The organism is Pedobacter glucosidilyticus (assembly GCF_002483235.1).
GTDB lineage: Bacteria > Bacteroidota > Bacteroidia > Sphingobacteriales > Sphingobacteriaceae > Pseudopedobacter > Pseudopedobacter glucosidilyticum_B.
The window spans coordinates 100,201-112,302 of record NZ_DLHN01000021.1 but is presented as its reverse complement, the minus strand read 5'-3'; the positions used below and the strand labels follow the sequence as shown (position 1 = coordinate 112,302).

General features: G+C 35.5%; 12 protein-coding genes. 4 read left to right on the top strand and 8 right to left on the bottom strand.

Translation table 11 applies throughout. From position 1 onward, the window contains the following. Positions 1 to 13: 13 nt before the first annotated feature. From B2745_RS07070 to B2745_RS07055, 4 genes are all read right to left on the bottom strand, one after another. The gene (locus B2745_RS07070) at positions 14 to 1,372 is read right to left on the bottom strand and encodes an acyl-CoA dehydrogenase family protein (RefSeq protein ID WP_304064696.1); all 1,359 of its coding nucleotides are present in this window, start codon (positions 1,370 to 1,372) and stop codon (positions 14 to 16) included. A 78-nt stretch (positions 1,373 to 1,450) separates the two neighbouring features. Then, on the bottom strand, positions 1,451 to 2,173 hold the full coding sequence (bshB1, locus tag B2745_RS07065; RefSeq protein WP_304064693.1) for a bacillithiol biosynthesis deacetylase BshB1: 723 nt from the start codon (positions 2,171 to 2,173) through the stop codon (positions 1,451 to 1,453). Positions 2,174 to 2,175: 2 nt separating this feature from the next. Next, a complete protein-coding gene (locus B2745_RS07060; protein ID WP_304064689.1) occupies positions 2,176 to 2,679 on the bottom strand; it encodes a glutathione peroxidase in 504 nt (167 codons plus the stop codon). After that, positions 2,679 to 3,233: a DUF4294 domain-containing protein gene (locus B2745_RS07055; RefSeq protein ID WP_304064686.1), complete on the bottom strand. Its 555-nt coding sequence runs from the start codon at positions 3,231 to 3,233 to the stop codon at positions 2,679 to 2,681. Before B2745_RS07055 ends, B2745_RS07060 begins: the two co-directional genes overlap by 1 nt. 164 nt (positions 3,234 to 3,397) lie before the next feature. Between B2745_RS07055 and B2745_RS07050 the strand changes: the two genes are divergently transcribed. The 4 genes from B2745_RS07050 to B2745_RS07035 are packed head-to-tail and all read left to right on the top strand — an operon-like array spanning position 3,398 to position 8,786. Next, positions 3,398 to 5,629 (top strand): RelA/SpoT family protein, encoded by a 2,232-nt coding sequence (locus tag B2745_RS07050; protein WP_026902588.1) that lies wholly within the window; start codon positions 3,398 to 3,400, stop codon positions 5,627 to 5,629. Between the two features lie 54 nt (positions 5,630 to 5,683). Next, on the top strand, positions 5,684 to 6,160 hold the full coding sequence (locus B2745_RS07045) for a Fur family transcriptional regulator (RefSeq protein WP_026902589.1): 477 nt from the start codon (positions 5,684 to 5,686) through the stop codon (positions 6,158 to 6,160). A gap of 10 nt (positions 6,161 to 6,170) precedes the next feature. After that, entirely contained in the window at positions 6,171 to 7,445 is a 1,275-nt protein-coding gene (locus B2745_RS07040) for an adenylosuccinate synthase (RefSeq protein ID WP_304064683.1), read from the top strand. A gap of 60 nt (positions 7,446 to 7,505) precedes the next feature. Continuing rightward, entirely contained in the window at positions 7,506 to 8,786 is a 1,281-nt protein-coding gene (locus B2745_RS07035) for an anthranilate synthase component I family protein (RefSeq protein WP_349681776.1), read from the top strand. Between the two features lie 3 nt (positions 8,787 to 8,789). On the opposite strand, the gene B2745_RS07030 is transcribed toward B2745_RS07035, so the two are convergent. From B2745_RS07030 to B2745_RS07015, 4 genes are all read right to left on the bottom strand, one after another. Next, the gene (locus tag B2745_RS07030; protein WP_304065140.1) at positions 8,790 to 10,025 is read right to left on the bottom strand and encodes a bifunctional folylpolyglutamate synthase/dihydrofolate synthase; all 1,236 of its coding nucleotides are present in this window, start codon (positions 10,023 to 10,025) and stop codon (positions 8,790 to 8,792) included. A 158-nt stretch (positions 10,026 to 10,183) separates the two neighbouring features. Next, positions 10,184 to 11,014 (bottom strand): energy transducer TonB, encoded by an 831-nt coding sequence (locus B2745_RS07025; RefSeq protein ID WP_304064680.1) that lies wholly within the window; start codon positions 11,012 to 11,014, stop codon positions 10,184 to 10,186. Continuing rightward, positions 11,011 to 11,409, bottom strand: coding sequence for an ExbD/TolR family protein (locus B2745_RS07020; RefSeq protein ID WP_304064678.1), 399 nt, complete (start codon positions 11,407 to 11,409; stop codon positions 11,011 to 11,013). The genes B2745_RS07025 and B2745_RS07020 overlap by 4 nt, the downstream gene beginning before the upstream one ends. Then, the gene (locus B2745_RS07015) at positions 11,406 to 12,098 is read right to left on the bottom strand and encodes a MotA/TolQ/ExbB proton channel family protein (protein WP_026902595.1); all 693 of its coding nucleotides are present in this window, start codon (positions 12,096 to 12,098) and stop codon (positions 11,406 to 11,408) included. The genes B2745_RS07020 and B2745_RS07015 overlap by 4 nt, the downstream gene beginning before the upstream one ends. Between the last annotated feature and the right edge of the window lie 4 nt (positions 12,099 to 12,102).

The window sequence follows — 12,102 nt, the reverse complement described above, 5'->3', positions numbered from 1 at the left end:
AAATATGCTCAATTTAAACAAAAGCACTAAAACCAGTAATGGCTCTGCCTACTATTAAAGAGTTTATCTCTTTGGTTCCTTCGTAAGAATAAATAGCCTCAGCATCTGCAACAAAACGGGCGACATCGTATTCTAGTAAAATTCCGTTTCCACCCATTACTTCTCTCGCTCTGCTTACTACATCGCGGGTACGCATGGTACAAAATACTTTAGCTAAAGACGCATGTTCATCTGTTAATTTACCTTCGTCTTGCAGTTTTGAAAGCTGAAAAACCAAGGTTTGCATAGCTGTTAGGTTAGAAAGCATCTCTACCAAATGATTTTGAATCAACTGAAAAGAAGCTATCGGCTTTCCAAACTGAACGCGTTCTCTGGTATATTTTAAAGCACTCTCGTAAGCTCCTCTTGCGCATCCTACAGCCATCCAAGCAACACCAGCCCTGGTCATCTGTAAAACTTTAGCAACATCTTTAAAAGAATTACAATTTTGTAGTCTGTTTTCTTCAGTTACTACACAATCTTTTAAGGTAATAAGGCCGTTTTGTACTATTCTTAAAGCCATTTTATTTTCTATCTTCTCTACAGAAAAACCAGGATTGCCTTTTTCAATAACAAAACCTTTTACTTGGTTATCATCTAAATCTCGAGCCCAAATAATATTAACATCAGCGAAAGTGGCATTACCAATCCATTTTTTCTGACCATTTAAAATCCATGTATCACCATTTCTTTTAGCAGTTGTGGTTAGTCCTCCTGCTGCTGCAGAGCCAATTTCAGGTTCAGTTAAACCAAAAGAGCCTATCAATTCCATTTTTTGCATTTTTGGAAGCCAGCGCTGCTTTTGCTCATCAGAACCACAAATGTAAATAGAGCCCATTGCCAAGCCACTTTGTACACCAAAAAATGTAGCAATAGAAGCGTCTATCCTACCCATTTCGGTAGCTAAAATCCCTTCCATTAAAAAAGAACGATTAGGGCAACCATAACCTTCATAAGTTAATCCGCAAATATTTAACTCGGCCATTTTAGGAATAATTTCATGAGGAAATTCTGCCCTGTTCCAATATTTATTAACAATGGGCTTTATCTCTGTCTCCATAAAAGCTCTTACCTTTAGTTGTAATGCTCTATCTTCTGGAGATAAAGAGTCAGAGAGCTCATAAAAATCACCATTTATGGGTGGTAATTCTTTTACTTTTTTATTTCCACCAACCATTTTCATCAGACTCGCAAGCTGCTTTTCATCAAGCTTGCTAAATTGAGTCATAACTTCTTTTAAATCTACTTTTTGAGAAAGCACTTCTAATTGCTTAAAATCAACAGATTTAAACAGCTGGTAAATATTTTTGACTTTTGAAAAAACGTTTGACATATCTTGATAATTGGTTTTATGATTAACAAGATACAGTTTGTGTTGTTTTTTAAAAGGCTAAGAATGATAAATTGACAATTATTTTAAATCGAAGAGATTATCTACTCCTAAAATCTTCTTAGAAAGGAAACCTTCCGCAAAAGGTACTTGGATAGATTTACCCATCTCTCTGCTTCTTCCTATGATAACTTCTAAAAAATCTGGATTTGAGATATAAGTTTGGGGTTCATCAAGTGTTACTCCCGGAACATAAAATTGAGTTTTATAAGCCCTTATAGCCTCCAATTTTTGTTGGTGATAAAGCGAAATATCAATAACAATATCAGGTTTTATATAAGTATCCTGAATAAAAGAAAGTAATAATCTTGGGCGATATGCCTTTTGCTCCGCATCCTGATAAGTGGTTTTAATTTTTGGTAAGCCTGCTAAAAAACAAGCATCATTAACCAGTTGAAAAGCTCTCCCATGATCGGGATGCCTATCATCATACGCATTGGTTACCACTATTTCTGGTTGATATTTCCTGATCACTTCAATAATTTGAAGCTGATGCTGCTCATCATTTTTAAAAAAACCATCTCGTATGTGTAGGTTCTCACGGATATCAAGACCTAAAATTTCAGCTGCTGCTGCCGCTTCCTCATCCCTTGTTTCGGCAGAACCCCTCGTACCTAATTCTCCTCGAGTTAAATCTACCACACCTACCTTTTTACCCATAGCTTTATGCTTGAGGATAGTTCCGGCAGCACCCAATTCAACATCATCAGGATGAACGGCAATAAATAATAAATCTAACTTCATGCTTATTTGGTAACGCTTAATAGCTTTTGGATTTTTTTCTTCACCCGAGTAGTATTGGGTTTGGTAAAAGGATAGAAAAAGTCTACCACTTCACCTTTAGAATTTACCAAGAACTTGTGAAAGTTCCATCTTGGTGTAGAGCCCACCCTACCATTTAATTCTTTATTTGATAAGAATTTAAATAAGGGATGAGCATAAGGACCTCTTACTTTTACTTTTTTAAAAATAGAAAATCTAGTATGGTAATTAATGCTACAAAATTTACCTATAGCATCATTTTCTAAGGGCTCTTGCTGGCCAAAATCATTACTTGGAAAAGCCAAAATCTCAAATCTTTCGCCTTCAAAGGTCTGCCTAAGCTCTTCTAAATCTTTTAGCTGAGGAGTAAAACCGCATTCGGATGCTGTATTAACAATCAATAAAACTTTACCTTTATAGGCCTCCATACTCACCTCAGTTCCTTTAATATCTTCTACACGGAACTGATAAACTGTTTTTTCGCTCATTACTGATAAGTGTAATATCCTGAAGCTAATATGATAGCTTCAATGTCTCTTTCCTGCTCTACATCATATTTGGCCTTTAAATCATGGCCAAACATTTTTGCTACAGATTGTAAAAAAAATGCAGGGACTCTTCCTTTGGTTTCTTTTAAATGATCAAAACTAGAGTTACCTGTCTCTCTATCAATCAATTTAATTAAAATACTACCTTGTGTGATGGTCATATTTTTAATCTCACGATTAAACAAATCTTTAATCTCTTTCTCACAACTCTTAATTAACTCTTTTTGTTTTCTTTTATTGGAAGTGAGTGCTAAATCTTTCTCTAGTTGTCTGTATCTTTGTCCTGCAAAACGAGCATAAGGCAAAACTTTTAGAACATTATACTTTAGTCTTCTGTATTTTGCCAAATCCTCAGGAGATCTAAATATCCTTCTGTTCACAATAGAAACTTCATTTAGAACTATCCAAGGGACTAAGATACCATCAACATCTGTTAGGGCTACTTTAATTGTATCGTTTTTGCCTGTAATAGGTAAAACAGGTTTTTGTGCCATTGCGTAAAATGACATTAAGGAGAAAATGAATCCTAGAAAAAAACCTTTGATTTTCATAATTTTAATATACAAATTTATCACTTATTAATTACCTTTCTGCATAATAAGTAACCCAATAATTGTTAGAGGAAAGTAAAATCGTTTGTGCTACAGATAATTTTTAGATGAAAGACTACATAATAGATTTAGAAGCAGAGAAATCAGAGATATTGAAACGTTACAGAGCTCTGCTAAGAGCCTGTAAACCAACCATGAAGAAGGGCGATAAGAAGATGATTAGACAGGCCTTTGACATGGCTGTTGAAAATCATAAAGATATGCGCCGTAAATCTGGCGAGCCTTATATCTATCATCCTATTGCTGTAGCACAAATAGCCGCAGAAGAAATTGGCTTGGGTACTACTTCTATTGTTTGCGCCTTGTTACACGATGTAGTGGAAGATACTCACATTTCTTTAGAAGATATTGAAAGAGAATTTGGAAAAAAATGTGCTAAAATAATTGATGGCTTAACCAAAATTTCAGGAGTTTTTGATGCTAACAGCTCTATGCAGGCAGAAAACTTCAGAAAGATGTTATTAACCTTAGCTGATGATGTTAGGGTGATCTTGATTAAGCTGGCAGACCGCTTACATAATATGCGTACCATGGATTTTATGCCGCGAGACAAGCAGCTTAAAATCTGCTCTGAAACCGTTTATTTATACGCTCCACTAGCGCATCGTTTAGGCTTATACGCCATAAAATCTGAGTTAGAAGATTTATCCATGAAATACATGGAGCCAGAAACGTATAAATTCATCGCTCAAAAGCTTAATGAAAAAAAGGCAGAAAGAGAGTTATTTATCAAAGAATTTATAGGCCCTATTAATAAAATTTTAGCCGAACAAGACCTACATGCCAACGTGTTAGGAAGACCAAAATCTATCCATTCTATATGGACCAAGATGAAGAAAAAAGGTATTCCTTTTGAAGAAGTTTATGATTTATTTGCGATACGCATTGTTTTAGATAGCAAACCCGAAAATGAAAAGGCAGATAGCTGGAAGGCATATTCTATTGTTACGGATTTATATCGCCCAAATCCAGACCGTTTAAGAGATTGGATTTCATCGCCTAAGGCAAATGGTTACGAATCTTTACATACTACTGTAATGGGCCCTAAGGGGCAATGGGTTGAGGTTCAAATAAGAACACAACGTATGAATGAGATTGCAGAGAAAGGTTTTGCTGCACATTGGAAATATAAAGAATCATCATCAGACAGCGGTTTAGACCAATGGGTACAAAAAGTGAGAGAGCTTCTAAGCAATCCGGAAGCTAATGCTTTAGATTTCTTAGATGATTTTAAGATGAACTTATTCTCTGATGAGATTTTCATCTTTACCCCTAAAGGCGATCTGATTCAACTCCCAATAGAAGCTACCGCGTTAGATTTTGCTTTTGAAATTCACTCTGATATTGGTGCCCGTTGCATTGGTGCCAAAGTAAACCATAAACTGGTTCCTTTATCTTATAAACTCCAAAACGGAGACCAAGTAGAGGTTATCACATCCGGTAAACAAACACCTAAAGAAGACTGGCTAAATTTTGTGGTAACAGCAAAAGCTAAAGCCAAAATTAAATCATCCTTAAAAGAAGAAAAACGCAAAATAGCAGAAGATGGTAAAGAGATTTTAGAACGTAAGTTGAAATCTTTAAAAATCACTTATAACTCTGATAATATTTATAAACTGAGCTATTTCTTTAAGCTACAATCTACGCAAGATTTGTTCTACAATGTGGCTAAAGGCATTATAGATTTAAAAGACCTTAAAGAGTTTGTTGCATCAGAGAAAGTTGTTGAGCAAAAACCTCAGCAAAATATAGATTCAGAGAAAATCCAAAATATCATTAAACAAGTTAAATCTAATGATAGTGATGTTTTATTAATTGGTGAGGATATGCAAAAGATAGATTATAAGCTATCTAATTGCTGCAATCCTATCCCAGGTGATGATGTTTTTGGTTTCGTAACCGTATCAGATGGCATAAAAATACACCGTACAAACTGCCCTAATGCAACCAAATTAATGTCGAGCTTTGGCTACAGAATTGTAAAAGCTAAATGGAACAGTCAGAAGCAATTAGCCTTTCTTACCGGACTTAAAATTACAGGTATTGATGAGGTTGGCCTGATAAATAACTTAACACAGGTTATTTCTAATGATTTTAAGGTAAACATGCGTTCTATTACGATGGATACTGAGGACGGTATTTTCCAAGGTACTATTATGATATATGTTAATGATACTCAGCACCTTGAGAACTTAATTAAGAAGATAAAAGAGGTGAAAGGCATTACAGATGTTTTACGTTTTGACTCTTCGGAAGAAACAATATCAGTAAAAAACTAAAAAGCATTTAGCTATATTGTAAATTTTGATAACTTTGACACTCTAACAATCGCTATGGCTGTACAAGAAACCATTGAGATGGTAAAAAAAATTTTCGAATCTTATCTGGAGAATAAAAATCTTAGAAAAACTCCCGAAAGGTTTGCCATACTCGAAGAAATATACTCCAGAACAGATCATTTTGATGTAGAATCTCTCTACATACACATGAAAAATAAGAAATACCGTGTAAGCAGGGCTACTGTTTATAACACGCTAGAACTCTTGTTATCTTGTGATCTAGTTACCAAGCACCAGTTTGGTAAAAACATGGCTCAGTTTGAAAAATCTTATGGTTACAAACAACACGACCATATTATTTGCCTAGATTGTGGTAAAGTAGTTGAGTTTTGCGACCCTCGCGTTCAACAAATACAAACCATGATGGGCGATTTACTTAAATTTAATATCCAGCACCACTCTTTAAATCTTTATGGTAATTGTACCAGACTAAGTAGTGGTTACTGCGAATCTTACAACAATAAAAACTAATTAATTTATAATGGCTGTTGATGTTTTATTAGGCCTTCAATGGGGCGACGAAGGTAAAGGAAAAATTGTTGATGTTTTAGCACCTCAATATGACCTAATCGCTCGTTTCCAAGGTGGCCCTAATGCCGGGCACACTTTAGAGTTTGATGGCAAAAAATACGTTCTTAATACTATCCCTTCCGGAATTTTCGAGAAAAACACTTTAAATCTTATAGGTAATGGTGTGGTTATAGACCCTATCATCCTGAAAAGAGAACTAGATAAATTAAAAGATGCTGGGCATGATTTACTAGCAAAGAAAAACCTATTTATTGGTCGTAAAGCTCATTTAATTTTGCCTACACACCAGCTTTTAGATGCTGCATCTGAAAAGAAAATGGGCGATGGTAAAATTGGTTCTACCCTTAAAGGGATTGGACCAACCTATATGGATAAAACAGGTAGAAACGGCTTAAGAATTGGTGATATTGGTTTACCTGATTTTAAAGAACGTTACCAAAAACTAGTAGAAAAGCATAAAAGTATTTTAGCACATTACGGAGAAGTTGAAGATTTCTCTGAAAAAGAAGCTGCTTTTTTTGAAGCCATAGAATTGATTAAAAAATTCCCTTTTGTAGATAGCGAACATTTGGTGAATGATTATCTAAAACAAGGAAAAACAGTATTAGCAGAAGGTGCACAAGGTACCATGTTGGATATTGATTTTGGTTCTTACCCATTTGTAACTTCATCTAACACCACTACAGCAGGTGCTTGTACAGGTTTAGGTGTTGCACCAAGAAATATTGGCGATGTAATTGGTATTTTTAAAGCTTACTGCACACGTGTTGGTGGCGGACCATTCCCTACCGAGCTAGACAATGAAATGGGTGAAGAATTAAGAAAGATTGGTAATGAGTTTGGCGCTACTACTGGTAGACCAAGAAGAACCGGTTGGATTGATTTACCTGCTTTAAAATATGCGATTTTATTAAATGGTGTTACCCAATTGGTGATGACTAAAGCCGATGTTTTAAGCGGTTTTGATAAAATATACGCTTGTACCCATTACAATTATAATGGCGAAACTATAGATTATATGCCTTACGATATTTGCAGTATACAGCCAGAACCTGTTTACGAAGAATTAGAAGGTTGGAATGAAGATTTAACAGGCATACGCTCGCCAGAGGAAGTGCCTGTAAGATTAAAAAACTACATAGCTTACTTAGAAAAGCATTTGGAGGTTCCTATTAAATATTTATCTGTAGGACCAGACAGAACACAAACACTAACCATGTGTTAAATAAAAAAATCCGAAGCCAAGCCTTCGGATTTTTTATTTTCTTGCCTAAGTTTGCAGCAAATGATGCAGTTAAAAATAGAGGATAAGTTTGCATTTAAACAACAAGCTTTAAGATGGGCAAATCAGCATGAATACTGTACCGTTTTTGACTCGCATCAATATCAAGACCCCTATTCTACTTTCGATTTATTAATTGCGGTAGACGCTATAGATTGCTTAGAAACTCCTTACGGGGATGCTTTCTTGCAATTAGAAGCATTTAAAAACAAACACCAAAGCTGGTTAATTGGGGGCTTTGCTTACGATTTAAAAAATGAGGTAGAGGATTTAACATCTCGCAACAAAGATTCATTAGCTTTTCCAGACTTATTTTTCTTTGTACCCAAACATCTTATTCTTGTAAAAGGCGATGATTTGAGTATCATAAGTGATGATGCTGAGCAAGTTTTAGCAGCTATTTCTAAAACCATCATAGAAGAAGAGCAAAGCCTACCTCCTATTGAGATCAATTGTAAATTCTCTAAACACGAATACATAGACACTGTAAAGCAAATTCAGAAAGAAATAGCTGCCGGAAACATATACGAAACTAATTTTTGCATTGAGTTTTACAAGGAGGATACCAGTTTAAACCCTGTACAAGTTTATGAAAGGTTAAGTCAAGTCTCTCCAACCCCATTTTCTAGTTTTTTTAAATGGAAAGATAAGTATGTTTTGTGTGCAAGTCCAGAGCGATTTTTAGCAAAAAGAGGTAATAAAATCATTTCGCAACCTATAAAAGGAACTGCCAAACGAGGAAAAAATCTGGAAGAAGATAATGCTATTAAGGAAGCCTTGGCTAATCATCCAAAAGAGCAGCAAGAAAACGTCATGATTGTTGATTTGGTGAGGAATGATTTAACAAAATCAGCAAAAAAAGGTACTGTAGCTGTTGAAGAGCTTTTTGGTATTTATAGCTTTAAACAAGTACATCAAATGATTTCTACCGTTGTTTGTGAAGTAGACGAAAAATTGAGTTTAACAGAAATCATTAAAAATACTTTCCCTATGGGAAGTATGACAGGTGCTCCAAAAATAAAAGCTATGCAGCTGATGGAAAAGTATGAAAAAAGTAAAAGGGGCATTTATTCTGGCGCTATAGGCTATATCACTCCCCATCAGGATTTTGATTTTAATGTGGTCATTAGAAGTGTTCTGTACAATGAAAGTTCTAAATACCTATCTTTTCATGCTGGTAGTGCCATCACTTTTTACGCCGATGCAGAAAAAGAATATGAAGAATGTCTATTAAAAATTAGTGCTATGTTAGCAAGTGTTAATGGAAGTGTGAAAATTGATTAAAATCTACACCACCTCCGCTACAACAAAAGTACTGCCTCCTACAAAAACCAAATCATCTTCTTTAGCTTCATTTTTAGCGGCTTCTAAGGCATCCAAAACAGAAGGGAATACATTGCCTTTAAAACCTAAAGAAATAGCTTCATCGGCGAGTTCTTGTGCAGGCTTGGCTCTTTCTAATTGAGGTGCGCAAAAATAATAAGTAGCATTAATTGGTAATAAGCTTAAAACTTTAGCAATATCTTTGTCTTTAACCATTCCTATAACCAAATGTAGGTTTTGATGGGGTGTTAGCGCTATATTCTTGAGTACTTCTTTTATACCATCTTCGTTATGACCCGTATCACAAATAACTAATGGATTTTGTTGTAAAACATGCCAACGCCCCATTAAACCACTTATTTTCTTTACAGCAGAAAGCGCTTCTTTTAAATCGGCTAAAGTAATGTTAAAGCCTTTCTTTTGAAGTTCATCAACAGCTAATAAAACGGTTTTAATATTTTTTAGTTGATAGGTAGCAGCTAAATCTAAACTTAATTGACTATTGATAAATTTACTTTTCACCTCTACTTCCATTTTTTGAGCCGTTTGATTGACAACATCAACACTTAGCTCATCAGAAGCGAAACGTATACTGGTATTTTCTTTCTTAGCTTTTGCCGTAAAAACCGGCAATGTTTCATCCAGATATTCGCCAACTACCACAGGTATATTTTGCTTGATGATACCTGCCTTTTCGCTTGCTATCTGGGCTAAAGTATCACCTAGGATATTCATATGGTCATACCCAATATTGGTGATAACGGAAAGCTCTGGAGTGATGATATTGGTAGAATCTAATCTCCCACCCAAACCTACTTCTATAACGGCAATATCTACCTGCTGCTGAGCAAAATAATCAAAAGCCATAGCAACGGTGACCTCAAAAAAAGAAGGTGATATATCCTCTATAACTTGCTTGTGGAGATTAACAAAATGGATAACATCCTCTTCAGGTATCATCTCCCCATTTATTTTAATACGCTCTCTAAAATCTCTTAAATGTGGCGAAGTATATAAACCCGTCTTATAACCAGCTTTTTGTAAAACAGCCGCTAGCATGTGTGATACGGAACCTTTTCCATTGGTACCCGCAACATGTATGGTTTTAATTTTTTGATGAGGATTACCCAAAACCTTGCAGAAAGCTAATGTATTAGTCAAATCTTTTTTAATAGCCTCAGCTCCAATACGAGTAAACATCGGCAACTTAGCGTATAAATAGTCCAGCGTTTGCTGATAATTTTTTAGATTTGAGTGTGGAGTCACTTTTGTTAGATATGCGTATTGAGATGATTTTTTAGATATGCGTATTGCGATATGAGATTTGAGACACCTATATGCCGTGTTAAGAATTCATATTATTTGACTTTGAAATTGAAAGTGATGTAACCAATCTGAGTTTCTGGTGCAGAATCTAAAATATTAAATCTTGAACCTACAGCGGCAGCTTCACATTTATCCCATAAATCAGCATCTGTTAAGGTTGTGCCTCTTGCGCCAGCTTTTGCACTGGTAACCACTCCGTTTTTATCAACCCTAATCTCAACAACTATTTTACCTGACTTTTGCCCATTATCTTTAATAACCGGGCTGCTCACAAATCTCCTACTCGCTAAAGACAGCGCCACACCTCCATTGCCAGAGCCAGTACCATCATAATTATTAGCTAAAGGATCTCCAGTTGGTTTACCTTGGTTCCCTGGAGTACCTGTAATACCATCGCCAGCACCAGAACCATTATTCTTTTTACCCTTGTATAAAGCGTTTTGGTTAACGGTTGGCTTTGTTTCTTTAACATCTGTATTTTGACTAGGAGCTGTACTACTAGCATTTGTTTTAGTTTTAACAGCCACCGCATCTTCCATATCCTGCGTTACAATATCGTTAGCATTATTTTGCGTGGTAGGTGTCTCGGCTGTATTAGCATCGGGTACAATTTTGTCTGGGGCGGTTAAATTAGCATTAGGATCTACAGAAGGTTCCTCGATACTCATATAATCACTGCCCATACCTTCATCAGAAGTCCCATAGTTAACAATAATTCCGCCCACGCCAACCTCTTCTGGTGGCTGAGCCGTGTTAATGATGTAAAAAATGCTTAACAATAAAAAACCAATAAGCAGCCCTAAAGCACAAGCAATGGCTTTTGGGTAATTGTTATCAGGATTTGATTTTAAGAGGTTAATCATTTTTTAGTTTCTGTTGCTAAAACAAGCTTTATTTTAAGTTTGTTGGCTATATCTGTTAAACTAACGATATTTTCAATGGCAATACTTCTATCGGCAAACAAAATAATAGTTAAATCAGGGTTAGCTTGCTGATAGGGTAAAATCTTTTGTTCCAGAAGTTCAAAAGGTACCTGCTCTTTCTCTACAAAATATTCTAATTCTTTAGTGATAGAGACATTTATGGTTTTTTGTGGAACAGCCTGTCCAGAACTAGATCTGGGTAAAAATAATTTCACCACATTTGGATTTACAACCGCAGAAGCCAATAGAAAAAACAATAACAGGAAAAACATAATATCGTTTAACGCTGCTGTATGCACTTCTACATGTGGTCTTTTTCTTTTTTTTAAATTCATCTTCCTGGCTCTTCTAACAAGTCAATAAATTCAATAGAATCTGTCTCCATTTTAAGGATTACCTTATCTACCATAATATTTAGGATATTATAAAAAATATAGGCGATAATACCGATGATAAGACCTGTGGCAGATGAAATCATCTTCACATACAAACCTCCAGAAATGGTACCAATTTCTATAATTCCTTTTACGGATACATCATGAAAAATGGTGATTACTCCAATAATTGTACCTACGAAACCTAACATAGGCGCAATACCTGCTATAATACCCAAAATACCAATGTTTTTTTCAAGCTTAGAAACTTCTAGCTTCCCTACGTTTTCTATGGCGCCTTCTATGTCTTTTATGGGTCTGCCAATTCTTAACAAGCCTTTTTGTAACATTCTACCCAGAGGAGAGTTACTACTTTTACAAATAGCTAAGGCTGCATCCAGATTTCCACTTTTGATACTAGAGCGTACTTGCATGGTTAACTGCGACTCGTCTTTTGCTGCTTTTCTGATGGTAAAATAACGCTCAAAAAAGATAATCAAACCTAAAAAAGCTAACAAGGCTAAGGGAATCATTACCCAGCCACCCTTTGTTAACAAATCAAATAAGCTTAATTCTTCTGCCTGTTGTGGGGCTTGCATGGCCTGGATAGTATTGGATAAAGTATCTACTCCGATATCTTGTAAAAACATATAT